Annotated in this window: 22 protein-coding genes; 14 read left to right on the top strand and 8 right to left on the bottom strand. The window is 63.6% G+C overall.

The features are described 5' to 3' along the window. Positions 1 to 3 precede the first annotated feature (3 nt). Complete coding sequence (locus BM046_RS05195; protein ID WP_090537675.1) at positions 4 to 1,113, bottom strand: efflux RND transporter periplasmic adaptor subunit; 1,110 nt, start codon at positions 1,111 to 1,113, stop codon at positions 4 to 6. Positions 1,114 to 1,283: 170 nt separating this feature from the next. Between BM046_RS05195 and BM046_RS05190 the strand changes: the two genes are divergently transcribed. Together BM046_RS05190 and BM046_RS05185 are read left to right on the top strand one after the other, a co-directional pair. Continuing rightward, entirely contained in the window at positions 1,284 to 1,865 is a 582-nt protein-coding gene (locus BM046_RS05190) for a LemA family protein (protein ID WP_090537673.1), read from the top strand. Then, complete coding sequence (locus BM046_RS05185; RefSeq protein WP_090537672.1) at positions 1,862 to 2,791, top strand: GIDE domain-containing protein; 930 nt, start codon at positions 1,862 to 1,864, stop codon at positions 2,789 to 2,791. The genes BM046_RS05190 and BM046_RS05185 overlap by 4 nt, the downstream gene beginning before the upstream one ends. On the opposite strand, the gene BM046_RS05180 is transcribed toward BM046_RS05185, so the two are convergent. The 3 genes from BM046_RS05180 to BM046_RS05170 all read right to left on the bottom strand — a co-directional run bounded on the left by BM046_RS05180 (position 2,777) and on the right by BM046_RS05170 (position 6,272). Next, positions 2,777 to 4,828, bottom strand: a complete 2,052-nt coding sequence (locus tag BM046_RS05180; protein ID WP_090537670.1) for a putative bifunctional diguanylate cyclase/phosphodiesterase — start codon at positions 4,826 to 4,828, stop codon at positions 2,777 to 2,779. The two genes, BM046_RS05185 and BM046_RS05180, sit on opposite strands and share 15 nt — an antisense overlap. A 136-nt stretch (positions 4,829 to 4,964) precedes the next feature. Then, positions 4,965 to 5,546 carry a superoxide dismutase [Fe] gene (gene sodB, locus BM046_RS05175; protein ID WP_090537668.1) on the bottom strand — a complete coding sequence of 194 codons (582 nt, stop codon included), beginning with the start codon at positions 5,544 to 5,546 and terminating at the stop codon, positions 4,965 to 4,967. Between the two features lie 162 nt (positions 5,547 to 5,708). Then, positions 5,709 to 6,272 carry a LysE/ArgO family amino acid transporter gene (locus BM046_RS05170; protein WP_090537749.1) on the bottom strand — a complete coding sequence of 188 codons (564 nt, stop codon included), beginning with the start codon at positions 6,270 to 6,272 and terminating at the stop codon, positions 5,709 to 5,711. 144 nt (positions 6,273 to 6,416) lie between these two features. On the opposite strand from BM046_RS05170, the gene BM046_RS05165 reads away from it, so the two are divergent. From BM046_RS05165 to BM046_RS05150, 4 genes are all read left to right on the top strand, one after another. Continuing rightward, complete coding sequence (locus tag BM046_RS05165; protein ID WP_090537666.1) at positions 6,417 to 7,313, top strand: LysR family transcriptional regulator ArgP; 897 nt, start codon at positions 6,417 to 6,419, stop codon at positions 7,311 to 7,313. Positions 7,314 to 7,374: 61 nt separating this feature from the next. Continuing rightward, positions 7,375 to 8,322 (top strand): coiled-coil domain-containing protein, encoded by a 948-nt coding sequence (locus tag BM046_RS05160; protein WP_090537664.1) that lies wholly within the window; start codon positions 7,375 to 7,377, stop codon positions 8,320 to 8,322. Then, a complete protein-coding gene (locus tag BM046_RS05155; RefSeq protein WP_090537662.1) occupies positions 8,322 to 8,921 on the top strand; it encodes an acyl carrier protein phosphodiesterase in 600 nt (199 codons plus the stop codon). The genes BM046_RS05160 and BM046_RS05155 overlap by 1 nt, the downstream gene beginning before the upstream one ends. Before the next feature lie 171 nt (positions 8,922 to 9,092). After that, on the top strand, positions 9,093 to 10,250 hold the full coding sequence (locus BM046_RS05150; RefSeq protein ID WP_090537660.1) for a phospholipase D-like domain-containing protein: 1,158 nt from the start codon (positions 9,093 to 9,095) through the stop codon (positions 10,248 to 10,250). Positions 10,251 to 10,253: 3 nt separating this feature from the next. Here BM046_RS05150 and BM046_RS05145 read toward each other — a convergent pair whose 3' ends face one another. Beyond that, positions 10,254 to 11,381, bottom strand: a complete 1,128-nt coding sequence (locus tag BM046_RS05145; RefSeq protein WP_090537658.1) for a GGDEF domain-containing protein — start codon at positions 11,379 to 11,381, stop codon at positions 10,254 to 10,256. Positions 11,382 to 11,638: 257 nt separating this feature from the next. On the opposite strand from BM046_RS05145, the gene BM046_RS05140 reads away from it, so the two are divergent. Then, positions 11,639 to 13,162 carry a fumarate hydratase gene (locus tag BM046_RS05140; RefSeq protein ID WP_090537656.1) on the top strand — a complete coding sequence of 508 codons (1,524 nt, stop codon included), beginning with the start codon at positions 11,639 to 11,641 and terminating at the stop codon, positions 13,160 to 13,162. 111 nt (positions 13,163 to 13,273) lie between these two features. Here the strand turns inward: BM046_RS05140 and pyk are convergent, their stop codons facing one another. Next, positions 13,274 to 14,725, bottom strand: a complete 1,452-nt coding sequence (gene pyk, locus BM046_RS05135) for a pyruvate kinase (protein WP_090537652.1) — start codon at positions 14,723 to 14,725, stop codon at positions 13,274 to 13,276. Between the two features lie 108 nt (positions 14,726 to 14,833). Between pyk and edd the strand changes: the two genes are divergently transcribed. The 3 genes from edd to BM046_RS05120 are packed head-to-tail and all read left to right on the top strand — an operon-like array spanning position 14,834 to position 18,026. After that, complete coding sequence (gene edd, locus BM046_RS05130) at positions 14,834 to 16,666, top strand: phosphogluconate dehydratase (protein ID WP_090537650.1); 1,833 nt, start codon at positions 14,834 to 14,836, stop codon at positions 16,664 to 16,666. Continuing rightward, entirely contained in the window at positions 16,663 to 17,385 is a 723-nt protein-coding gene (pgl, locus tag BM046_RS05125; protein WP_090537648.1) for a 6-phosphogluconolactonase, read from the top strand. The genes edd and pgl overlap by 4 nt, the downstream gene beginning before the upstream one ends. After that, on the top strand, positions 17,382 to 18,026 hold the full coding sequence (locus BM046_RS05120) for a bifunctional 4-hydroxy-2-oxoglutarate aldolase/2-dehydro-3-deoxy-phosphogluconate aldolase (protein ID WP_407046223.1): 645 nt from the start codon (positions 17,382 to 17,384) through the stop codon (positions 18,024 to 18,026). Before pgl ends, BM046_RS05120 begins: the two co-directional genes overlap by 4 nt. A gap of 8 nt (positions 18,027 to 18,034) precedes the next feature. Here the strand turns inward: BM046_RS05120 and BM046_RS05115 are convergent, their stop codons facing one another. Next, entirely contained in the window at positions 18,035 to 18,970 is a 936-nt protein-coding gene (locus BM046_RS05115) for a universal stress protein (RefSeq protein WP_090537644.1), read from the bottom strand. 247 nt (positions 18,971 to 19,217) lie between these two features. Between BM046_RS05115 and BM046_RS05110 the strand changes: the two genes are divergently transcribed. Beyond that, positions 19,218 to 19,619 carry a PilZ domain-containing protein gene (locus tag BM046_RS05110; RefSeq protein ID WP_090537642.1) on the top strand — a complete coding sequence of 134 codons (402 nt, stop codon included), beginning with the start codon at positions 19,218 to 19,220 and terminating at the stop codon, positions 19,617 to 19,619. Positions 19,620 to 19,697: 78 nt separating this feature from the next. Beyond that, positions 19,698 to 21,149, top strand: coding sequence for an exodeoxyribonuclease I (gene sbcB / locus BM046_RS05105; RefSeq protein WP_090537641.1), 1,452 nt, complete (start codon positions 19,698 to 19,700; stop codon positions 21,147 to 21,149). A gap of 101 nt (positions 21,150 to 21,250) precedes the next feature. On the opposite strand, the gene mvaT is transcribed toward sbcB, so the two are convergent. Further along, positions 21,251 to 21,622 (bottom strand): histone-like nucleoid-structuring protein MvaT, encoded by a 372-nt coding sequence (mvaT, locus tag BM046_RS05100; RefSeq protein ID WP_090537639.1) that lies wholly within the window; start codon positions 21,620 to 21,622, stop codon positions 21,251 to 21,253. Positions 21,623 to 21,869: 247 nt separating this feature from the next. Between mvaT and purU the strand changes: the two genes are divergently transcribed. Both purU and BM046_RS05090 read left to right on the top strand, forming a co-directional pair. Then, entirely contained in the window at positions 21,870 to 22,721 is an 852-nt protein-coding gene (gene purU, locus BM046_RS05095; RefSeq protein WP_090537637.1) for a formyltetrahydrofolate deformylase, read from the top strand. A 55-nt stretch (positions 22,722 to 22,776) separates the two neighbouring features. Next, positions 22,777 to 23,193, top strand: a complete 417-nt coding sequence (locus tag BM046_RS05090; RefSeq protein ID WP_090537635.1) for a CBS domain-containing protein — start codon at positions 22,777 to 22,779, stop codon at positions 23,191 to 23,193. Positions 23,194 to 23,209 lie beyond the last annotated feature (16 nt).

Here is a 23,209-nt window from a genome sequence, read left to right as displayed (position 1 = left end):
ATCCTACAGCGGATTGCTGTTGTTGATGACCACGGCTGCGCCGTCGTCGAGCTTCAGCTGTCCGCCGGTAACCACCTGCTCGCCGGCCTCCAGACCCTTCAGCACCACGACCTGTCCTTCACGGCGCTCGCCGGTGGTGACGAAGCGGCGGCGAACCACCAGGCCGGCCTCGTCGTTCTCCCCATCCTGCGCCGCTTCGCGGTCGGCAGGCTCGACGACATACACCGACTGGCCGTAGAGGCTGAAGGTGACGGCCGTCTCCGGTACCACCACCCGGGGTTGAGTGTCAGGCAGCAGGACGTTCAGCTCGGCGAACATGCCGGGCAGCAACTGCTCCTCCGGATTGCTGACCCTGGCGCGCACCAGCAGGGTACGGGAACTGGCGTCCACCCGCGGGTTGATCGCGGTTATCTCTCCGGAGAGCCGCTGATCAGGGAAGGCCGCGACGCTGAGCTCAACGTGCTGGCCCACACTGAGCAGGGGAAAGTACTGCTCTGCCAGACTGAAGTCGACATTGAGGCTGGACAGATCCTGCAGGGTCGCAATCAGGGTCCCGGGGGACAGGTAGTCACCCGGGTCGACCTGAACGATACCCAGTCGGCCCGGGAAGGGTGCCGTAATGGTCTTCTTCTGCAGAATGGCGCGCAGCTCGGCAGCTTTGGCTCGGGCCTGGCGCAGGGTTGAGCTGGCCTGGTCGAACTGGGCCTGGGAAATGCTCTGGCGCCGCAGCAGATTCTGCTGACGATCGAAGTCCAGTTGGGCCAGTTCCACCTGGGCTTCGGCAGTCTCCAGGCTGGCCTGCTCGACCTGATTGTTCATCACCAGCAGGGTCTGGCCGGCTTCCACGAGCTGGCCGGATTCGGCGAGGACGCGCTCCACGGTGCCGGCGATCTCCGCCGTCAGCTCCACCCCCTGACGTGCGGTGAGGGTGCCGATGGCGGGCAGCCGACTCTGCCAGTCGATGCTCTGCGCCTCGGTAGCGCTGACCTGGATCGGTGGCTTGGGGGCGGTGAAGAAGGCGATCTGCTGGCGGATGGAGTAATACTTCCAGGCGCCGAGTGCCGCCACTACGGCAATGAAGAGGATAAGCAGGACGATGAGTCTTCGCAGCATGGTGGGCGATCCCGGCTCGACGTCGGCAGTATCCGCTTGCCGACAATTATTGGAAATTATGTGCGAAGATTAACGGGTCACGGCGGCTAAACAAAGTGTTATGGGCATCTTTTGCGCGCACTGGCCAGCGCCGCGGCTATCGTGAATGGGTCGGTATAAGGAGCACAGGGATGGAATGGGGCAATCTGTGGTGGCTGGTCATCGGGGCAGGGCTGGTGGTGCTGCTGGTATATGCCATCACGCTGTATAATCAGCTGGTCAGCGTCAAGCATGGGGTAACTCAGGCCTGGTCCAATATCGACGTTCTGCTGCGCCAGCGGCATGAGGAACTGCCCAAGCTGGTGGAGGCCTGCCGCCAGTACATGCAGTACGAACAGGCAACCCTGGAGCGGGTGATCAGTGCCCGCAACGCCGTCGGCCAGGCCCGGGATCGCTCGGATATCCGCTCCCTCGGTGAAGCCGAGACCGCATTGCGCAGCGGTCTGGGGCAGCTCTTCGCCCTGGCGGAGAACTATCCGCAGCTGCAGGCCAACAGTTCATTCCAGCATCTGCAGCAGCGAATCTCCGGTCTGGAGACCGGCATCGCCGATCGCCGTGAGCTGTACAACGCCGCCGTCAATATCAACAACGTGCGTATCGAACAGTTTCCCGATGTGCTCATCGCGCGCCTGTTCAACTTCCGTGAGGCCGAGCTGCTGCGCTTCTCCGAAGCCGAGAAAGCGGACGTGAACCTGCGCCAGCTGTTTTCATGATCCAGCTGCCCGGCGGGCCGGTCCTGTCGGTCCCGTTCTTCTACTTCGCCCTGGCGTTCAGCTCGCTGCTGACGCTATGGCTGCTGTACCGCACCTTCAGCCGGCTGCGCCGCGCCCGCTGGGTCGAGGATACGCCCACCTCGCTGGTCCGTTCCGCGGCCCAGGGCCTGGTGGAACTGCAGGGGTGGGTAGAGGCCGGCGGCCATGAACCGCTGATTTCCCCGCTGGCTAGCGAGCCCTGTCTCTGGTACCGCTTCACGGTGGAGGAGTACCGGCGCAGTGGCAAGCACCGGGAGTGGCGCACGGTGGAAAAAGGGCAGTCGGACCGGCCGTTTCTGCTGCGCGACGCTACCGGGGAATGCTGGATAGTGCCCCGGGGCGCCGAGGTGCATCCGCGGTTGCGCCGGCGCTGGGAGGGCAACCGCCGCTGGCCGCTGTCGCCGACCAGTCAGACCCGGCTGCTGGGTGCTCTGATCGGCCAGCGCTACCGCTACACCGAGGAATGGCTGCGTGAGGGGGATCCGCTGTACGCGCTGGGCTGGTTCGAGAGTCGCGGTGGCGGGCGCGAGGCCTTCGACACCCAGCGGGTGGCCCGGCAGATCATCAGCGACTGGAAGGCGGATTATCCGAATCTGCTGGCACGCTTCGACCGCAATCGGGATGGTCAGCTGGACCAGCAGGAGTGGCAGCAGGTACAGGCGGCCGCGGCCAGCGAGGCGCAGCGCCGCAGCAACCAGGCCGCGCTGCAGCCGGTGGTTCACAGCCTGGGCAAACCCCCGTATCGGGGGCTGCCCTTCGTATTGTCGGATCACCACGAGGAGCAGCTCAGCCGCAAGCTGCGCCGTCAATCGGCAGGGAGCCTGCTGGGCATGCTGCTGGCAGGGATGGCGGCCGGCTGGTTGTGGCTGGGTCTACTGCGTCTCTGAGGCCAGTGCCTGCTGGTAGTTGCGCATCCATACCCATAGCGCCGGCGCGGCGAGGGGGCGGCTGTAGAAGTAGCCCTGCACCTCATCGCATCCCTCGTTCTGCAGATAGGCCTCCTGCTCGGGGGACTCGACCCCTTCGGCGATCACGTCCATGTTCAGGTTGCGGCCCAGCTGGATGATCACGCGCACGATATTGCGGTCATCCTCGTCCACCAGCAGGTCGCTGGTGAAGCTCTTGTCGATCTTGATCTTGTCCAGCGGCAGCCGGCGCAGATAACTGAGCGATGAGTAGCCGGTGCCGAAGTCGTCCAGAGCGATGCGTACGCCGGTGGCCTTGAGCTGGTGCAGATGCCGGGCCGCCGCGTCGATGTCCTCCATCAGGCCGGTCTCGGTCACTTCCAGATCCAGGGAATGGCGTGCCAGGGCGTAGCGGTCCAGGGTGCGGGTAACCATGTCGCAGAGATCCGGGTGGTGCAGCTGGACGGTCGACAGGTTGACCGACATGCGCAGGTCCGGCAGGCCCTTGTGCTGCCATTCGCGCAGCTGCAGGCAGGCCTGATCCAACACCCATTCACCTATCGCGATGATGGCGCCGCTCTGCTCGGCCAGGGGAATGAACAGGTCCGGCGGCACCATGCCGCGCTCGGGGTGGTGCCAGCGCAGCAGCGCCTCGACGCCGGTTACCCGCTTGTCGCGCAGACTGATCTGCGGCTGGTACACCAGGTGGAACTGATTGTTTGCCAGGGCTTCGCGCAGACCGGCGGCCAGTTCGCGGCGCATGCGCATCTCGGTATCCACGCTGGCGATGTAGAACTGGAAGCGGTTACGTGAACGGGCTTTGGCCAGCATCATGGTCTGCTCGGCCTTCTGCAGCAGCTTGCCCGGGTCCATGCCATCGTCGGGGAACAGGGTGATACCGATAGTGGCCTGCAGGGTGATGCTGTGACCATCCAGCATCAGCGGCAGGCTCAGCTCGTTGAGAATCTGCTGGGCCAGCTCGGCAACTTCCCAGGGTTCGACATCGGCCACGATCAGGGCAAACTGGTCGCCGCCCAGGCGCGCCACGCTGGACAGCCGACCGCTGTGTGCCTGGAGACGCTCGGCGACCGCAATCAGCGCCTGGTCACCGACCTGATAGCTGAACTTCTCGTTGATGGTCTTGAAGTCATCCAGGCCGCAGCACAGCACGGCGGCATTGCGCTGGCGCCGGTGGGCGTCACTGAGCACCCGGGACAGTTGTTCGAGCATCAGGCTGCGGTTCGGCAGGCCGGTCAGCTGATCGTGACGTGACAGATGCAGCAGGCTGGCCTCGGCTTCCCGCCGGCCGCTGCGGTTGCGCTCGATGGAGTCCAGCAGCTGGTTGATCTTGCGGGTCAGCAGTCCCAGCTCGTTCTTCTCCTGACCGGGGAGCATGGGCACCATCATCTTGCCAGGCTGGTCCGGGTTGATGAAGCCGATGTGTTCGATGATCCGCCCCAGCGGGCGGGTCAGCAGTATGTGGTACAGCAGATAGACCACCGCGGCCATGACCAGTGCCCGCAGCAGACCGGTAACCAGAATGATCAGGGCGTTGCGCAGGAAGCGTTCGCCGTAATGGGTGGTGTCCAGGGAGAGCTGCAGCTCGCCGTAGTAATTGTCATAGGGCGCACGGCCATGGAGCGGGATGCTGAAACTCTGCTGCACACCGAACAGCGGGTCGGTCAGATACTGGTAGAAAACGGGTTGACGCGGACGGGTGCGGCTGGCGAGTGGTGCTTCGTCGGGATGGCCGATGGTGGCCTGCTGAACCGCTGGATGGGCGAAGAGACCCTCGATGACCTGGCTGGCGGTTTCGCGGTCGAGACTGAATATGGCCTGGCTGGCCGGATCGTGGAACATGGCAAGAATCTGGTTGGCGTCCCGCACCAGATTGGCGCGGACTGCCCGCAGGTCGACGAAGATCTGCGCCAGGCTCAACAGCATTCCCGCCAACAGTGCCCACAACAGCACCAGTCGGAGCAGTTTGACTGAAAGACTATGCCGCGTCTCGACTTTCAATGAAGGCCGTCCTTTGCTCTTTTTCTTGCCATCATGCATTCGCGTCGGATCGTGCGCAACTGCCTGCCGGTGAAAAGTTCTACCCCAATATGAAGACACCCCGCCGAGGCGGGGTGTCTGTCTTGCGACGCGGGGATCAGGCGGCGAAGTTCTTCGCCACGAAGTCCCAGTTGACCAGATTCCAGAACGCCTCGACGTACTTCGGACGGGCGTTGCGGTAGTCGATGTAGTAGGCGTGTTCCCAGACGTCGCAGGTCAGCAGCGGGGTGTCACCGGAGGTGATCGGGTTGCCGGCACCGATGGTGCTGGCCAAGGCCAGGGAGCCGTCAGCCTTTTTCACCAGCCAGCCCCAGCCGGAACCGAAGGTGCCGATGGAAACCTTGCTGAACTCTTCCTTGAAGGCTTCGAAGGAACCGAAGGCCTTGTTGATGGCTTCGGCCAGCTCGCCGGTGGGCTCACCGCCGCCGTTGGGGCTCAGGCAGTTCCAGTAGAAGGTGTGGTTCCACACCTGGGCAGCGTTGTTGAACAGGCCGCCGCTGGAGGTCTTGATGATCTCTTCCAGGCTCTTGCCTTCGTACTCGGTGCCTGCGATCAGGTTGTTCAGGTTGACCACGTAGGTGTTGTGGTGCTTGCCGTAGTGGTACTCCAGGGTCTCAGCGGAGATGTGCGGCTGCAGGGCGTCCTGAGCGTAGGGAAGCGGGGGAAGTTCGAAAGGCATGGTCTCTCTCCATTTCAGGGTTATGGGGCGATCGAGACAGGCCGGATCGTGCGCCTGCTGGTGCGGCCGTGGTGCTGGCCAGCCCCTGTTTATTAGCTGGAAGATCATAGCATTCCGTACCGCAACTGACCAAGCCGGGCGCTCTATTCTGGCGAGTGCGCATCAGCTCCAGACAGGGGCGGCCAGCGTCCAGGCCACTCTCAGCATCATGGCGGCGACCAGCAGATCTATTACCCGCCAGGTGACAGGTCGGCTCAGCAGTGGTGCGAGCCGGGCGCCGCCGATCGCCAGACTGAAGAACCACAGCATCGAGGCACTGGCGGCGCCGGCGGCGAACCAGATCGGCCAGGACTGCTGGGCGCCCACCGAGCCGATCAGTATCACGGTATCCAGATAGACATGGGGATTGAGCAGGGTGATGGCAAGGGTCGCCAGAATGACGGCTTGCCGGGTGCGCCGGGGCTGAACCGCGGCCTCGCTCTCGAGCGTCTGCTCGCCGAGGGCCCGGCGGATCGCCAGCAGGGCGTAGCCGAGCAGAAACAGGATGCCACCCCAGCGGGCAATTTCCATGACCAGCGGATGCTGCTCGATCAGCGTGGCCAGCCCGAAGACCCCGGCGGTGATCAGAATGGCATCACACAGCATGCAGATCAGGGCCACGCTCAGATGGTGTTCGCGTTTCAGACTCTGGCCCAGCACGAAGGCGTTTTGCGCGCCTATGGCCATGATCAATCCGGCAGCGACCAGCAGTCCATTGAAAAAACTGGTGTAGTACGACAAGGCGAGAACTCCGAAGGGGTGGGCTGGTAGTCTGGCCCTGGCACCGGTATAAGGAAAGTCGATATTGCTAATGGGGTATAAGGTAATCTGATGCTGGACTACAAATTGCTGCAGGCCCTGGCGGCCGTGGTGGAGCAGGGCGGATTCGAGCGAGCGGCCCGAGCGCTTGGCCTGTCCCAATCGGCGGTATCCCAGCGTGTCAAATTGCTCGAGGCGCGGGTCGGCGCTCCGGTACTGCTGCGCGCGACCCCGCCCACGCCGACCGATACCGGGCAGCGGTTGCTCAACCATGTGCAGCAGGTCAGGATGCTCGAGCGTGACCTGCAGCGCGAGGTGCCCATGCAGGAAGGGGAGGCCCAGCTGCCCCGACTGCGCCTTGCGCTCAATGCTGACAGTCTGGCCACCTGGTGGGCGCCGGCGGTGGCCGATCTGTGCCGCCAGCAGGCACTGCTGCTGGAGCTTCTGGTGGAGGATCAGGATGTGGGGCTGCGCCGCATGCGCGCCGGGGAGGTGGTCGGTTGTGTCTGCGCCGCCGAGCGCCCGGTAGCCGGTGCCCGCTCGGTGCCACTCGGGGCCATGCGCTACCTGGCGGTCGCCAGTGACGGCTTCATTCGTCGGTACTTTGCCGAGGGCGTGTCCGCCCGGACATTGGCGAAGGCCCCGGCGATAGTATTCGGACCCGATGATCAGCTGCAGCATCGCTTCCTGGCCCTTGCCGGGTTCGCGGTCGATTTTCCCCACCACCTGTGCCCCTCGTCCGAGGGTTTCGTGAGAATGATAGGCGGGGGTCTGGGCTGGGGCATGGTGCCGGCATTGCAGGCGCGGGAGGCCCTGGCGGCGGGGCAGTTGCGCGAACTGATCCCCGGTTGCCATGTGGATGTGCCCCTGCATTGGCACTACTGGCGCAACGGCGGGCAGCTGCTGGAGCTGCTGACCCGGCAACTGCTTGAACAGGCGCCGCGCTGGCTGGGCCCGATTGACGGTTGAGGCCGGGACTGGCCAGGGTCAGGTTCAGCGCGCAGAATACGGGCTGCGGAAACGGAGGTAGATGGTACTCATGCGTGATGATTTCGATGGCAAGCTGCCGGACATCCGTGCCACGGATGACGACCGGGTAGCTGCTCCGGGTACGGGGCGTCCGACCGAGGCGGTTGAGCCGCCACTGGTCAGGGCTGTGCGGGAGCCGGCGCCGCGGCACTCCGGTAACGGGCTGCTGTGGGCGGTGTGCATCAGTCTGCTGCTGGCCTTTGTCGGACTTGGCTACTGGAGCCATGAGCAGCAGAGCCGGCTGCAGCGACAGCTGGTAGCCACCCAGGAAAGTTTTGCCCGGATCAGCGAGGACGCGGCAGGCCGGCTGCAGGATATCAGCGGCAAGGTCATCGCCACCGAATCCACCCTGAGTCAGACCGAGCAGGAGCGTCTGCGGCAGATCAACCAGCTGGAGCAGCGGATGGAGCAGCTGGCCACCCGCCAGCAGGAGCAGCAGCAGACCCTTCAGCAGCATGGGCAGGGACTCGAGGGGCTGCGCAGCCGGCTGGCGCCCCTGCAGCAGTCCGGTGAAAGCCAGGCACGTCAGCTTGCCGACCTTGCCGAGCAGCTGGGGCAGCTGGAGCAGCAGCTTGCCCAGCAGCAACAGGCGCTGAACGACGCCTCCGGCCAGCTCGAGAGCGCCGCCCGGGATCAACAGAAGCTGCGCGCCGAGTTGACTGCGCTCAGCGAGCCGGTCCAGGGTTTGGCCCGCCTCGAGCAGCAGCTGGCTGAAGCTCAAACCCAGCTTGCCCGCCAGCAGGGGGAGCTGCAGGCGTTGCGCCAGGCCGCGTCCGCTCCGGGCATGGAGCAGGAGCTGCTGGTGCTGCGCAGCGAGCTGGATAACCGGCTGATGGCCATGGAGGAGGCGCTGCAGTCCATCGACAGTTTCCGCCTGCAGACCAATCGCACCATTTCCACGGTGCGTGACCAGCTTGCCGGTCTGCAGCAGCAGATCAACCAGCGCTGATGAACTATCTCGCGCACCTGCGGCTGGGGCCGGATCATCCCCAGCTGGCGCTGGGCGGGCTGCTCGGTGATTTCGTCAAGGGGCCGGTGGCGTCCATGACCCTGCCCGAGCCGGTGCGTCAGGGCATCTGGCTGCACCGTCGCATCGACGCCTTCACCGATCGCCATCCGTTGGTGCTGCGCAGCAAGGCCCGGGTCAGCGACCAGCGCCGGCGCTACGCCGGCATCATGGTTGACATGTTCTACGACCACCTGCTGGTGCTGCACTGGGAGCGCTTCTCCGATCAGTCCCTGGCCAGTTTCACCGCACGGATGTATCAGGCGGTGCTGGACCAGCAGGCTTTGATGCCCGATCGGGCCCGGCAGGTCCTGGTGCGCATGGCGACAGAGGACTGGCTGGGCAGCTATGCCCGGCTGGATAACCTGCACCTGGCGCTGAACAACATGGCCCGGCGTCTGCGTCCCGGCAACCCGCTGGTGGGGGCGGTGGAGGAGCTTGAGGGCGATTACCGGAGCTTTGAGCAGGACTTCCTGCAGTTCATGCCGGAGGTGATCACCTTCGCCACGGCCGAGTCTCGCGGCCTGATAACGCCTGCGTAGAAGGAACCGAGACCCCCGGGGCCGGTCTTCTGAAGAGCGGCGCTTGTCGCCCGCAGGCGGGCACCGGCCCCGAAGGCCCGGCGCAGCGCCTGCTATGCTCAAGACGCAGTGAACCGTTCGGCGACCGGTCCGCTGTACACCCAAGATGATGACCGGCTTCCCGAAGTATGCATGGCGGCAGCCCCCTATTACCCCTGGCGGGAAAACAACCGCTTCGAACTCATGGTGGATGGCCACTGTTTCTTTCCGCAGTTGATCCAGGCCATGGAGCAGGCGCAGCAGACCATCGATATCGAACTCTATCTGGTGGAGTCGGGGCAGAGCTTCAACCGGGTCTTCGCGATCCTCGCCGCAGCGGCGGCCAGGGGCGTGCGGGTACGCTGTCTGTTCGATGGGGCGGGCAGCCGGGACCTGGGTGAGGAGGACCGCCAGCGCTTGCGCGAGAGCGGGGTCGAGCTGCGTTTCTACAACCCGCTCAACCTCTGGGGCGGGCGGGCCAATCTGCACCGCGATCACCGCAAGCTCATCCTCGTTGACGATCAGGTGGCGTTCATCGGTGGTACCGGCTTCACCGATGATTTCTGCATTCCGGATGAGGCCGGCCACTGTCTCTGGCATGAGCAGATGCTCCGCGTGGAGGGGCCTGTGGTGGCTGACTGGGTTACGGTGTTCCAGCACCAGTGGGATGCCACCCACCGGCGACGGGGACGACCTCCGGCGCAGCTGCACAGGGTGCGCATACCGCCCCGTCCCGAAGGCTCCGAGGGGCTCGCGCGGGTCTCCCTGACCGATGGCCGCACCCACCGGGAACTGGTGCAGGCACTGCTGAGCAGCATCGCCCGGGCCGAGCACAAGGTCTGGCTGGCCACACCCTATTTCGTGCCCGGCTGGCGCATACGCCGATCACTGATGCGGGCCGCCCGGCGTGGGGTGGATGTCCGGCTGCTGCTGTGCGGGGAGATCACCGACCATCCCCCGGTACGCTATGCCGGCCAACGCTATTATCGACGACTGCTGATGGCGGGCGTGCGGATCTTCGAGTATCAGCCGCGCTTTCTGCACCTCAAGACGGTGCTGGTGGATGACTGGGTCAGTCTGGGCTCTGCCAACTTCGACCGCTGGACCCTGCACTGGAACCTGGAAGCCAATCAGAACATCATCGACAGTGGCATGACCCGCACCGTCGAGGAGAGCTTTGCAACGGATTTCGCCGAGTCCCGGGAATGGACGCTGCAGGACTGGCGCGAGCTGAGCTGGGCCCACAGGCTCAAGATCCGCCTGTGGGGCGGCATCAGCCGCAGCGCCATGGTCTGGCTGGGGATACGCTGATCCTCAGGCGTAGGCTTGCTCATGGGCGCAGGTACGGTTGCGTCCTTCGGCCTTGGCCTGATAAAGCGCCTCGTCCGCCTGGCTGATGCGCCACTCCAGATCGTCCTCGGGATGGATCAGGCAGATGCCGGCGGACATGGTGCAGCGCACGCCCTCGGGCAGGGCGCTGAAGGGATGGGTAGCCAGCCCCTGGCGTATGCGCTCAACGCAGTGATGCAGGGTCGCCAGGTCGCAATTGTCCAGCAACAGCACGAATTCCTCCCCACCGAAGCGGGCGACTATGTCGTTGCCCCGCAGATTGGAGCGGGCTATGCGGGCGAACTCCTGCAGCACCTGATCTCCGGCGGCATGGCCGTAGAGATCGTTGATGCGCTTGAAGTGATCCAGGTCGATCAGAGCCAGCCCCAGGGTCTGGCCGCGGCTGAGCAGGGTGTTGCGCCGCTGGGCTTCCTCGATGAAGTAACGGCGGTTGGGCAGGTCGGTGAGGGCATCGGTGGTGGCCAGGTTCTGCAGCTGATCCATCATGCTGCGCAGCGTCTGCTGGTGCTGCTGGAGCGTGCTGTGGCGCTGCTGCAGCCGCTCGCGCAGGGCGCGGATATAGCTGCCGAGGATGATCAGCCAGAGCAGGAAGCAGGCCAGGATGAACCATTCCAGCAGGGCCACGGTAAGGCTCTGGGGGTAGATGCCCAGATACTGGTTGATGACGATCAGGCTGGCATAGCAGACCAGCGCCAGCGCAGCGTGGATCAGGTAGGCGGTGCGGCTCATCTGGAACACGCCGAACAGCAGGATCAGGCAGTAGGCGACCATGATGGTGCCGCGGATCTCGCCGACCAGGGCCAGCAGATAGGTCTGCAGCAGCAGTGCCACTATGATCTGCGGGCTGGTCAGGCTGGGGTCGCGAAAGCGCAGGTTGAGGCCGGTCTTGAATATCAGAAAGAAGGTGAACTGGGTGATGAAGCCCAGCGCATAGTGACTCAGCGCCATGGCATTGCTGCCCAGGTAATGCCCGGTGGCCCAGGTCACGGCGATCACCACGTAGGCGATCATGTAGGTCGATTGGGCTAGATAGAAGCGTTGCAGGCGAAGGGCCTGGAAGCGGTCCTGCTGTTTGCGCTCCGAATCATTCACCTTGTTGTCCTTGTATGATGGCTCTTTGATATCACTCTAATCTTTATGTTGCCGCTTGCCCAGTCCCTTATAGCACGATAGTGCCACTCAATTGGTCGTATTGCTCTCGCTGGCCCGTCCGCTCAGGTATACTCTGTCGCCTGCTTTCATGGGTCGGCACCCGTGCCTCGACCCGAGCATTCCGTGAATCTGGCCGCCCCCGCCTGTGGTACCGGTAGTCCTGCGGTCAGTCAGTCTATAGAGGAGCCTGTCCGAGAATGGCGGTTATCAAGCAAGATGATGTGATCCAGAGCGTCGCCGATGCGCTGCAATATATCTCCTACTACCATCCGGTTGATTTCATTCAGGCGGTGCACCAGGCCTATTTGCGGGAAGAGTCCCCGGCGGCACGGGATGCCATGGCCCAGATTCTGATCAACTCGCGCATGTGCGCCACCGGCCACCGCCCCATCTGTCAGGACACCGGTATCGTCACCGTCTTCGCCAAGGTGGGTATGGATGTGCGCTGGGATGGCGCCACCATGAGCCTGGACGACATGATCAACGAAGGCGTGCGCCGTGCCTACCAGCTTCCGGAAAACGTGCTGCGTGCCTCCATCCTGGCCGATCCGGCGGGCAAGCGGACCAACACCAAGGACAATACCCCGGCGGTGATCCACTACCAGGTGGTACCGGGCAACACCATCGAGTTCCACGTTGCGGCCAAGGGCGGCGGTTCGGAGAACAAGTCGAAGATGGTCATGCTCAACCCCTCCGACTCCATCGTCGACTGGGTGGTACAGACCGTTCCGACCATGGGTGCCGGCTGGTGCCCGCCGGGCATGCTGGGGATAGGTATCGGCGGTACCGCCGAGAAGGCGGCTGTGCTGGCCAAGGAATCCCTGATGGATCCGATCGATATCCACGAGCTGCGCCAGCGCGGCCCGCAGAATCGGGTCGAGGAACTGCGTCTGGAGATCATGGACAAGGTCAACGCACTGGGTATCGGCGCCCAGGGCCTGGGTGGTCTGACCACGGTGCTGGACATCAAGATCAAGGATTACCCGACCCACGCTGCCAGTCTGCCGGTGTGCATGATCCCCAACTGCGCCGCTACCCGTCACGCCCACTTCGTGCTGGATGGCAGTGGCCCGGCCGCACTGACTCCGCCGCCCATGGATGCCTACCCGGATATTACCTGGGAAGTGGGTAGTGGCGTTCGCCGTGTCAACCTGGACACCCTGACCCCCGAGGAAGTGCAGACCTGGAAGACCGGCGAGACCGTGCTGCTGTCGGGCAAGATGCTGACCGGCCGTGACGCGGCGCACAAGCGCATGGTCGACATGCTGAACAAGGGCGAGCAGCTGCCGGTGGATCTGAAGGGCCGGGTCATCTACTACGTGGGCCCGGTTGATCCGGTGCGTGACGAGGCGGTAGGTCCGGCCGGTCCGACCACCGCGACCCGCATGGACAAGTTCACCCGCCAGATCCTGGAGCAGACCGGTCTGCTGGGCATGATCGGCAAGTCCGAGCGTGGCCCGATTGCCATCGATGCCATCCGTGATCACAAGGCGGTCTACCTGATGGCCGTGGGTGGCGCTGCCTACCTCGTCGCCCAGGCGGTGAAGAAGGCCGAGGTGGTTGCCTTTGCGGATCTGGGTATGGAAGCGATCTACGAGTTCGAGGTTCAGGACATGCCGGTCACCGTTGCGGTGGACAGCAGTGGTGAGTCGGTACACATCACCGGTCCGCAGATCTGGCAGAAGAAGATTGCCGAAAGTCTGGCGGTGGAAGTGCAGTAAACCGCTGTAGCCAGCAACAGAAAACCCGGCCTTGTGCCGGGTTTTCTGTTGCTGCAATTCGGTATGTGAGTGCACATAACACGCAAGCACGCATCCAGCAATCTCGAGTTATCAGACTATCTGTTCACTCACCTGCAGCAGCTTCATCGAGTTGGTGCCCCCACGGGAGTTGTACACGTCGCCCTTGGTGATGATCACCCAGTCTCCCGGCTTGACGTGGCCCCGCTGCAGAAGTGCTTCTACGGCACGCTGGTTGACGTCGCTCGAGGGCAGGTGGGCAGGGTTGAACTCGATGCTGTGCACGCCGCGCATCAGTGATACCCGGCCGAGTGTCTGCCGGTTGGGCGACAGGGCGAAGATCGGCAGATGCGAGCGGATGCGGGACATGATCAGCGGGGTGTAACCGCTTTCGGTCAGGGAGATCACCGCCGTTACCCCGGGGAAGTGGTTCGCCGCGTACATCGCCGACAGCGCTATGGTCTCGTCGCAGCGCTCGAAGGACATGTGCAGACGGTGACCGGAGCGCTGGCTGGTCGGGTGCTTTTCCGCGCCCAGACACACTCGGTGCATGGCGGCCACCGCTTCCACCGGGAAGTCCCCGGCGGCCGTTTCACCGGACAGCATCACTGCGTCGGTATTATCCAGCGCCGCGTTGGCGACGTCGGAGACCTCGGCACGGGTCGGCAGCGGACTGTTGATCATCGACTCCATCATCTGGGTGGCGGTGATCACTGTCTTGTTCTTGCGCCGGGCGTGGGCAATGATGGTTTTCTGGATGCCGACCAGCTCCGCATCACCAATCTCCACACCCAGATCGCCGCGGGCGACCATGACGGCATCGCTGGCATCGATCAGGCCATCGAGAGCCGCTTCATCGGCCACGGCCTCGGCGCGTTCGATCTTGGCCACCAGCCAGGCCTGGGACTCGGCGTCGCGCAGCAGCTTGCGCGCCAGGTCCATATCCCGGGCATCTCGGGGGAAGGACACTGCCACGTATTCCATCTCCAGCTCGGCGGCCAGCACTATGTCGGCACGATCCTTGTCGGTCAGCGCTGAGGCGGAGAGACCGCCGCCACGGCGGTTGATACCCTTGTGGTTGGACAGGTAGCCGCCGGCGGTAACGGTGCAGATGGCCTCGCCCCGGGCGATGGCGTCGATCACCAGCACGATGCGGCCGTCATCGAGCAGCAGCTCGTCCCCCGGGCGGCAGTCGGTCACCAGGGCAGGGTAGTCGATGCCGACCACTTCCTGGGTGCCTTCATCCAGCGGGTGGGTGGTGGAGAGGCGGAAGCGGTCGCCGACCTCGAGATGGATCTTGCCTTCCTTGAAGCGGGCGATGCGGATCTTGGGTCCCTGCAGGTCGCCCAGCAGTGCCACGTGCACGCCCAGATTGGCGGCAATCTCCCTTACCAGGCGCGCTCGCTCCCGATGCTCGTCATGGGTGCCGTGGGAGAAATTGAGCCGGGCTACGTTCATGCCTGCCCGAATCAGGGCCTCGATGCGTTCCGCTGAGCTGCTGGCGGGGCCGAGGGTGGCGACGATCTTGGTACGACGCAGGGTCATCTTGGTTTTCCCTTCAGTGATATATCAATGGCTTACAATAGATGATATCCGTTGTTGATGACAGGCGGGAGACCGCCGGGTCAGTATCTGGTTTTCAGGAGGAGGCTTATGCACCCCCGGGTGATAGAGGTAACCGAGCGGCTGCGCCAGCGCAGCAGCAGGTCCCGTGCGGCCTATCTGCAGCAGATGGACGAGGCTGCCGCGCTGCCGCGGGGGCGCCGGGCGCTGTCCTGCAGCAATTTCGCCCACGGCATGGCCGCCTGTTCGGCGGAGGACAAGCAGCGCCTGCGCCTGCCGGATGAGGTCAACATCGGCATCGTCACTGCCTATAACGACATGCTCTCGGCCCATCAGCCCTATGAAAGCTACCCCGAGCAGATCCGCGGCATATTGCGACGTATGGGGGCGACCGGCCAGGTGGCCGGCGGGGTGCCGGCGATGTGCGACGGGATCACCCAGGGCGAGCCGGGGATGGAGCTGTCGCTGGTCAGTCGGGATGTCATCGCGATGGCCACCGCCGTGGCCCTGTCGCACAACATGTATGACGCTGCGCTGTGCCTGGGGATCTGCGACAAGATTGTGCCGGGGCTGCTGATGGGCGCGCTGCGCTTCGGCCATCTGCCGGTGCTGTTTGTCCCCGCCGGCCCCATGCCCTCCGGGTTGCCCAATGACCGCAAGGCGCAGGTCCGCCAGCGTTATGCCGAGGGACTGGCCAGCCGGGAAGAGCTGCTGGAGGCCGAAAGCCAGGCCTACCACGCGCCGGGCACCTGTACCTTCTACGGCACTGCCAACACCAACCAGCTGCTGCTGGAGGCCATGGGGCTGCAGTTGCCGGGGGCTTCCTTCGTCAATCCCGGCACTCCCCTGCGCGAGGCGCTGACGGTGGCGGTAACCGAACAGGCTGCGCGGCTGGCGCGCACCGGGCAGGGCAGCCTGGCCCGTATCGTCGATGAGCGTGCGCTGGTCAATGCGCTGGTCATGCTGCTGGCCACCGGCGGCTCCACCAACCTGACCCTGCATCTGATCGCCATCGGGCAATGTGCCGGTCTGCAGCTGAACTGGGATGACATGGGCCTGCTGTCGGAAGTGGTGCCTACCCTGGCGCGTATCTATCCCAATGGCCAGGCGGACGTGAATCATTTTCAGGCCGCCGGCGGCAGCGCCTGGCTGTTCGCCCAGCTGCTGGAGGCCGGTCTGCTGCACAGCGAGGTCGAGACCGTAGCCGGTCCGGGACTGGAGCGCTATGCACGAGAACCCGCGTTGCAGCAGGGGCAGCTGCACTGGCGCGATGGCCCGGCGGCGAGTCTGGACCGGACTGTGCTGCGCGGCTGGCGTGATCCGTTCCGGGCCGATGGCGGGCTCCGGGTGATCCGGGGCAGCCTGGGGCGTGGGGTGATCAAGCTCTCGGCGGTGCAGCCGGAACACTGGCAGGTGACGGCGCCGTGCCGGATCTTCGACAGCCAGCAGGCCTTTGTTGCCGCCTTCGAGAACAACGAGTTCCGCCAGGATATGATCGCCGTGGTGCGTTTTCAGGGACCGGCGGCCAATGGCATGCCTGAGCTGCACAAGCTGACGCCCTATCTCGGTGTGCTGCAGGATCGCGGATTGCGGGTGGCGCTGGTTACCGACGGGCGCATGTCCGGGGCTTCGGGCAAGGTGCCGGCGGTCATTCACCTGACGCCGGAAGCCGAAGCCGGCGGCCCCCTGGCGCGGTTGCGCGACGGTGACGTACTGGCGCTGGATGCCGGTGCCGGCGTGCTGGATGTGCAGATGGACAGCGCCGAATGGGCGGCCCGCTCGCCGGTCCCGGTGGGGGATGGCGTGCGTCGCGGCTGGGGGCGCGAGCTGTTCGGCTTCGCCAGGCGCCAGGTCAGCCCGGCAGAGCAGGGGGCGAGCTGCTTTACTGACAGTCTGATTCTGGCTGACGGAGGTGAGCTGTGATCGAACAGCTGTTGCAGGAACATGGGCTGGGTTGGTACCAGGCGGATAGCGCGCGGACTCAGGCAGTGATGGTGGCCGAGCGCATCGCCGGGGAGTTGCAGCAGGCCATCGAGGAGCGGGGCGAGGCCAGTCTGGCATTATCCGGCGGCCGGGGCCCCGAGTTGTTTCTGCGCCAGCTGGAACAGTCGGGTCTGGACTGGTCGAAGGTAACCATCATGCTGGTGGATGAACGCTGGGTACCGGCCGAGGATGAACAGAGCAACGCCGGCCTGTTGCTGCGCTGCATGCCGGGAGCCCTGCAGCAGGCTCGCTGGATCCCCATGTACCGTGGTGAAGGCCTGCAGGCGGATGCCGACACCATGGACCGCATGTTGCGCGCGCTGCTGCCGCTGGATGTACTGGTGCTGGGTATGGGCAAGGACGGCCATACCGCGTCGCTGTTCCCCTTCCTGCCCGAGCTGGCAGGGTATCTTGACCCGGCGGAGGAACGTCTCTGTGTGGCGGTGCCGCCGGAGGCTGGGCGTCTGCCGCGGCTGAGCATGACCGCACGGGCCATCGACAGCGCCGGAACCCGGTTGCTGGTGCTCGCGGGAGAGGAAAAGCGGCGGACCCTGGTCAGCGCCTGGCAGGAGCAGGCCCCCCTGCGGATGCCGATCAAAGCCTTTCTCAAACCGCCCATGGATATCTACTACAGCCCCGACGGGGCTCTGGAAAACTGATGAGACTGTTGGAAAACAGCAGGGTCCTGGACGACATCCTTGCCGGCCAGCCGATACTGCCGGTGCTGAGCATTACCAGGGAAAGCGACATCCTGCCCATGGCCGACGCCCTGGCGGCCGCTGGCATCACCAATCTGGAAGTCACCCTGCGTACCCCCCTCGGGCTGGGCGCCATCCGTCTGCTGGCCAGCGAACGTCCTCAGCTGTGCGTGGGGGCCGGCACCGTACTGGATGCCAGGCAGTTCCAGTCGGTGCTGGATGCCGGGGCGAGGTTCATCGTCACCCCCGGCACCACGGATGAGCTGCTGGCGCTGGGGCTGGACAGTCCGGTACCGCTGTTGCCGGGGGTCGCCACCGCTTCGGAGATCATGCGCGGTTACCGTCTGGGCTATCGCTGCTTCAAGCTGTTCCCGGCGGAGATCTGTGGCGGCGTAAAACTGCTGAAGGCCCTGGCCGGCCCCTTCCATGATGTTCGCTTCTGTCCCACCGGCGGCATAGGCCCGGAGCGCCTGCCGGACTATCTGGCCCTGGACAATGTGGTTGCCGTCGGTGGCAGCTGGATGGCGCCCCGGGACCTGATCGAGTCTGGTGACTGGCAGGCCATCACCCGACTGTGTCGGCAGGTTCCCCGGCGCAGGTGATCCCGGCCTCAGGCCGGGCGTGAGGGATCCTCGAAGCCGTCCGGCTTGATGATCAGCATGTCGCAGGGCACGTCCTCCAGCAGACGCTCGGCGGTGTGTCCGATCAGCGCACTTTCGATACGTGAGCGGGATATGGCGCCCATGACAAGCAGGTTCACTCCCTTATCGGCGGCAAATTGCGGAATCGCCTGCTCCGGGTAGCCTGTCAGCAGGTGCTGTTGCTCCTCGGACAGGGCGCTGGCGGCGGCGAAGGCGCTGAAGGCGTCGGCATGCTGGCGGCGCACATCGGCAGCATAACCGTCGTAGTCGGCGACCAGACCGGTATCGAAGGCCAGGGTGTGCGGCAGCGGGTTGTAGCAGTGCACTGCGCTCAGCCGGGCAGCGACTTCAGCGGCGAGCTTGCGGGCGGTGTCGAGAATCTTGTGATCCAGCGCCGCCGGCTTGTCCGACTCATGCAGGGGGTCGACACTGGCGCAGATGTGCTGCAGCGGTGCATCGGGCTGCTTGACCAGCCAAAGGGGGACAGGGCAATAGCGGATCAGGAACCAGTCGCTGTTGCTCAGAACCAGACGCTTGAGCAGACTGTGACGCTGTCCGGTCTTGAGCACCGCATCCGGTTGCTGTTCATGCACGGCGCGCAGGATATGCCGTTCGAAGCGCTTGCCCCACACCGCGGTGGTATTGACGATATGGCCGCGGGCGCGCAGGGGGGCGGCGAGCCGGTCCAGATATTCCTCCCGGTGTCCGAGCAGCTTGTTGCGCGCCTCGGCCAGCAGGTCATTGCTGAACAGCAGCCCTCCCTCGAGTTCTGGAATATAGTCGCAGACAAACAAAGTGAAGCGTGCCTGCGGATAGTGGCCGGCCAGCTGCTCGGCCCGACGCATGCAGGGTTGCTCGTTTTCACTGGTTGGATCGATAACCACCATGATGTGCTGGATGTTCATGCCCGCTGCCTCTTGTTGGTCCACTAGTGATATTAGGACAGCCTAGGTCAATTGCCTCGGTACCGGCGCTGACCCAGATCAATAACCGGCAAGCTGCCGTCCATCTTCCGACCACCGTTTATTGGACTGGCACGGGCGGTGGGCTATCCTGATGCAGATGTTCAGGGAACGAGCCGCCAGCATGCAGTCACGCCCGACGCCGCGCCCCTGCCAATTCTGTGTGTCCATATTCTGCGGAGCAAGGGCTATGTCCGGGATGACCTTCCAGGGAACGGCGCAGGACGCCGTCAAGCGGCTGGAGCGCGGTATACCGCGGCATCAGTTGCATGCCTATCTGAACGTCTTCAACAGTTTCGACGGTCACTTCATGGGGACCATGGCCAACGTCTCCTGCAAGGGGTTCATGCTGATCAGCCCCTATCCGGTGATGCTGGACGAAGACTACGACATGCAGCTGCATCTGCCGGCGCTGGGCGGCGAGGGTGAGTTCGTGCTGCCGTTTCGCGCCAACAGCCGCTGGTGCCGACCGGATCTCACGCCGGGGCATTATGATGCCGGGTTCGCCCTGATCAGCGACCCGCAGGTGTTCGCCGGTCTGTCCATTGCACTGCAGCGCTATTTCACATTTACCCACCAACCGGATGCCTGAACGGCTTCGCTGAGGTACCCTGCCTTGCTTCACGGCAGCTCGGCAATCCCGCTTCTGCCACCGGAACGGGGAAACACCATGGGTAACAGTATTTTCTGGTATGACTTCGAGGCAACGGGCATCGATCCGCGCCGGGATCGACCGCTGCAGGTAGCAGGGGTGCGAACCAACGAGCAGCTGGAAGAGATAGACGAGCCGCTGTGTATCGATTGCCGTCTTGCTGAAGATGTTCTGCCCCATCCCATGGCCTGCCTGGTGACCGGCATTGATCCGGCGCGGGTCCAGCGCGGTTTGCCGGAAGCCCGGTTCATGCACCTGCTGCATGAACAGATGGCCAGGCCCGGCACCTGCACCGCCGGGTACAACAGCCTGCGCTACGACGACGAGATGACCCGCTTCTCACTCTATCGCAACTATTTCGATCCCTATGCCCGTGAATGGCAGGGGGGCAACAGCCGCTGGGATCTGCTCGATGCACTGCGTACTGCCCATGCCCTGCGCCCGGAGGGCATCGAGTGGCCCCAGCAGGACGGCTTCACCAGCTTCCGGCTGGAGCTGCTGACAGCCGCCAACGGCATAGACCACGGTCAGGCCCACGATGCGCTGGCCGACGTACGGGCCACCATCGCCATGGCACGGTTGCTCCGGCAGGCCCAGCCGCGCCTCTACGACTACCTCTATCAGCTGCGCGACAAGCATCGGGTATCGGCCCTGGTGGATCTTCAGCAGGTGCGCCCGCTGGTCCATGTTTCCGGTCGCTTCGGTCGTGAGCGCAGCGGCCTGGCGCTGGTCCTGCCCCTGGCCTGGCACCCGCGCAATCGCAATGCGCTGATCGTCTGGGATCTGGCTGTTGCACCGGACATGCTCCAGGAACTGCCTCCGGAGCAGCTGCGTCAGCGGCTGTACACGCGCACCGAGGAGCTGGCGCCGGGTGAGCAGCGTCCCGGTCTCAAACTGGTGCATATCAACAAGTGTCCGGTGCTGGCCGAGGCCCGTGTACTGCGACCGGTGGACATCGAGCGCCTGCAGCTGGACATGCCGCTGCTGCTGTCGCGTGCCGAGCAGCTGGGGCAGTGGCGCGAGGGGCTCAAGGGCCGGCTGGATACCATCTACAGTGAGCAACCCGGCCCGGCCGAGCCGGAAGTGGAGGCGGAAACCCTGCTGTATGACGGCTTCATGTCGGATCGGGACCGCCGCCTGCTGGAGGCCATCCGCGAAACCGATGGAGTCGGACTGGCCCGAACCCGCTGGCCGCTTGAGGATCAGCGTCTGGTCGACATGCTGCCGCGCTACCGTGCCAGAAACTTCCCCGAGTCGCTGAATGCCGAGGAAACCCATCAGTGGCTGGCGTTCTGTCGTCGCAAATTGAGTGGGGAGTTGCCGGGCGCCGGCATCACCCTCGACAGCTTCATGGGAGAAATTCGACGGTTGTTACCGGAAGCCTCGGAGGGGCAGCGGCAACTGCTTGAACAATGGGAGCACTATGCCCGTGAGCTGGCAACGCGACTGCAGCTGCCTGGTGGCCGATGACGGCCTGGTGACGAACTCATGAAGAGAGCATGAAAGCAGCATGAAAAAAGCCCCGTCAACTAACTTGCGGGGGCTTTTTAATTTTCACGCGGAACTATGGGTCAGTCTAGAATGGTCGCCCAGCTTTCCACTGTATCGGCGCCGTATTTCTCTTTCCACGCCTTGAGTTCCTTGTGGTTTCCGCCTTTGGTTTTGATTACTTCACCGGTGTGCGGGTTCTTGTACTGCTTTACCCGGCGTGCCCGTTTGGCAGGGGCGCTGGTGGTGCGGACCGGTGCGCTGATCTTGTTGTCAGGGTCAATGATGGCGATGACATCTTTAACGCTTTTTCCGTACTGCTCCATCAATGCGGCGAGTTTCTTTTCAAACTCGATTTCTTTCTTCAGTTTCTCATCGTTGGACAGCGACTTGAGCTTTTCGCTCAGCTCGCGAATGGTATCTTCAATCTGACGATACTGTTGCAGCATGGACATGGTACACAGCCTCATTAATGGGGTGCATGAAATAGTGGACTAATACTAGTTTATATTCCGTTAGTTGTACAAGAAAACGGCTTCGCGGACTGCAATTCCATTTGTGTCTGGTGGGCGCCGGACGGGCCCGCCGGTTGCTGAAATTTTCCTCGGGGGCGAGTAGAATACGCCGCTTTCGATCCGCCATCGGTTCCGCCGCGCCCTGATCCGGGCAGCGGCGCAGAACCGGACTCTGGAGTGAGACCTGATGCGAACCTTTCGTCTGGTAATTGCCTGCCCCGACCGTGTGGGGATAGTGGCCAAGGTCAGTAACCTGCTGGCAACCTATAACGGCTGGATTACCGAGGCCAGCCATCATTCCGACAACCTCTCCGGCTGGTTCTTCATGCGCCATGAGATCCGGGCCGATTCCCTGCCGTTTGATGCCGATGGGCTGCGCACCGTGTTTGCGCCCATCGCCAGGGAGTTCGGCATGCAGTGGCGCGTCAGTGATTCAGCCGAACGTAAGAAAGTCGTATTGATGGCCAGTCGCGAGTCCCATTGCCTGGCTGATCTGCTGCACCGTTTCCACAGCGGCGAGCTGGACTGTGAAATTACCAGCGTCATTTCCAACCATGATGATCTGCGCAGTATGGTGGAGTGGCACGGTATTCCTTTCCACCATGTGCCAGTTGATCCCAAGGACAAGACACCGGCCTTCGACGAAGTTACTCGACTGGTAAATGAACAACAGGCCGATTGTATTGTACTGGCGCGCTATATGCAGATATTGCCCGCAAGTCTCTGTGAAGAATATGCCGGTCGGGTAATCAATATTCACCACAGCTTCCTGCCGTCCTTTGTTGGTGCCCGGCCTTATCATCAGGCCGCGACCCGCGGAGTGAAACTCATAGGGGCAACTTGTCACTATGTTACCAAGGAGCTGGATGCCGGTCCTATTATCGAACAGGACGTGGTGCGTATAAGCCACAGAGATAATGTGGAAGATATGGTCCGCCTCGGAAAGGATGTGGAAAAAATGGTGCTTTCCCGTGGTTTGCGCTATCACTTGGAAGACCGGGTGGTGGTTCATGACAACAAGACGGTTGTATTTGCCTGAGACCGTCTGTTGCTGAACCCCTGCCCGGTGCCAATGACGGCAGGGGAGACGCACCATGTTCAGATCCATAAAGGTCCGTGACTACATGAACCGGGAGGCAGTCACCCTGTCCCCGGAAACCCATCTTTTCCAGGCCATCGACATTCTGCTGACGAACCGGCTGTGCAGCGCCCCGGTGGTGGATGCCTCCGGCAGTCTGGTGGGGGTGCTGTCGGAGAGCGACTGCCTGCGGGGTATTCTCAGCGGAGCCTATTTCGAGGAAAGTTGCGGTACTGTCCGCTCGTTGATGAGCGAGGTGGTGGAAACCATCGATGCCGATGCGGATATCCTCAAGGTTGCAGAACACTTTGTCACCCACCGCCGTCGGCGCCTGCCGGTTACCGAGCAGGGCCGGTTGGTCGGGCAGATCAGTCGGCGGGATCTGCTGCGGGTACTGAAGAATTACAACGACCACGGCGCCCCCCGACGATAACGACCGCCGCGGCCAC

This window comes from Halopseudomonas formosensis (assembly GCF_900115905.1).
GTDB classification, from domain to species: Bacteria; Pseudomonadota; Gammaproteobacteria; order Pseudomonadales; family Pseudomonadaceae; genus Halopseudomonas; species Halopseudomonas formosensis.
This window is presented reverse-complemented; position numbering and strand designations above follow the sequence as displayed.

Bases quoted from the DNA above. Each gene is read 5' to 3' on its own strand.
- BM046_RS05195 (WP_090537675.1), bottom strand. From the start codon at position 1,113: ATGCTGCGAAGACTCATCGTCCTGCTTATCCTCTTCATTGCCGTAGTG.
- BM046_RS05190 (WP_090537673.1), top strand. From the start codon at position 1,284: ATGGAATGGGGCAATCTGTGGTGGCTGGTCATCGGGGCAGGGCTGGTG.
- BM046_RS05185 (WP_090537672.1), top strand. From the start codon at position 1,862: ATGATCCAGCTGCCCGGCGGGCCGGTCCTGTCGGTCCCGTTCTTCTAC.
- sodB (WP_090537668.1), bottom strand. From the start codon at position 5,546: ATGCCTTTCGAACTTCCCCCGCTTCCCTACGCTCAGGACGCCCTGCAG.
- BM046_RS05170 (WP_090537749.1), bottom strand. From the start codon at position 6,272: ATGGCCATAGGCGCGCAAAACGCCTTCGTGCTGGGCCAGAGTCTGAAA.
- BM046_RS05165 (WP_090537666.1), top strand. From the start codon at position 6,417: ATGCTGGACTACAAATTGCTGCAGGCCCTGGCGGCCGTGGTGGAGCAG.
- BM046_RS05160 (WP_090537664.1), top strand. From the start codon at position 7,375: ATGGTACTCATGCGTGATGATTTCGATGGCAAGCTGCCGGACATCCGT.
- BM046_RS05155 (WP_090537662.1), top strand. From the start codon at position 8,322: ATGAACTATCTCGCGCACCTGCGGCTGGGGCCGGATCATCCCCAGCTG.
- BM046_RS05150 (WP_090537660.1), top strand. From the start codon at position 9,093: ATGGCGGCAGCCCCCTATTACCCCTGGCGGGAAAACAACCGCTTCGAA.
- BM046_RS05140 (WP_090537656.1), top strand. From the start codon at position 11,639: ATGGCGGTTATCAAGCAAGATGATGTGATCCAGAGCGTCGCCGATGCG.
- pyk (WP_090537652.1), bottom strand. From the start codon at position 14,725: ATGACCCTGCGTCGTACCAAGATCGTCGCCACCCTCGGCCCCGCCAGC.
- edd (WP_090537650.1), top strand. From the start codon at position 14,834: ATGCACCCCCGGGTGATAGAGGTAACCGAGCGGCTGCGCCAGCGCAGC.
- BM046_RS05115 (WP_090537644.1), bottom strand. From the start codon at position 18,970: ATGAACATCCAGCACATCATGGTGGTTATCGATCCAACCAGTGAAAAC.
- BM046_RS05110 (WP_090537642.1), top strand. From the start codon at position 19,218: ATGTCCGGGATGACCTTCCAGGGAACGGCGCAGGACGCCGTCAAGCGG.
- sbcB (WP_090537641.1), top strand. From the start codon at position 19,698: ATGGGTAACAGTATTTTCTGGTATGACTTCGAGGCAACGGGCATCGAT.
- mvaT (WP_090537639.1), bottom strand. From the start codon at position 21,622: ATGTCCATGCTGCAACAGTATCGTCAGATTGAAGATACCATTCGCGAG.
- purU (WP_090537637.1), top strand. From the start codon at position 21,870: ATGCGAACCTTTCGTCTGGTAATTGCCTGCCCCGACCGTGTGGGGATA.
- BM046_RS05090 (WP_090537635.1), top strand. From the start codon at position 22,777: ATGTTCAGATCCATAAAGGTCCGTGACTACATGAACCGGGAGGCAGTC.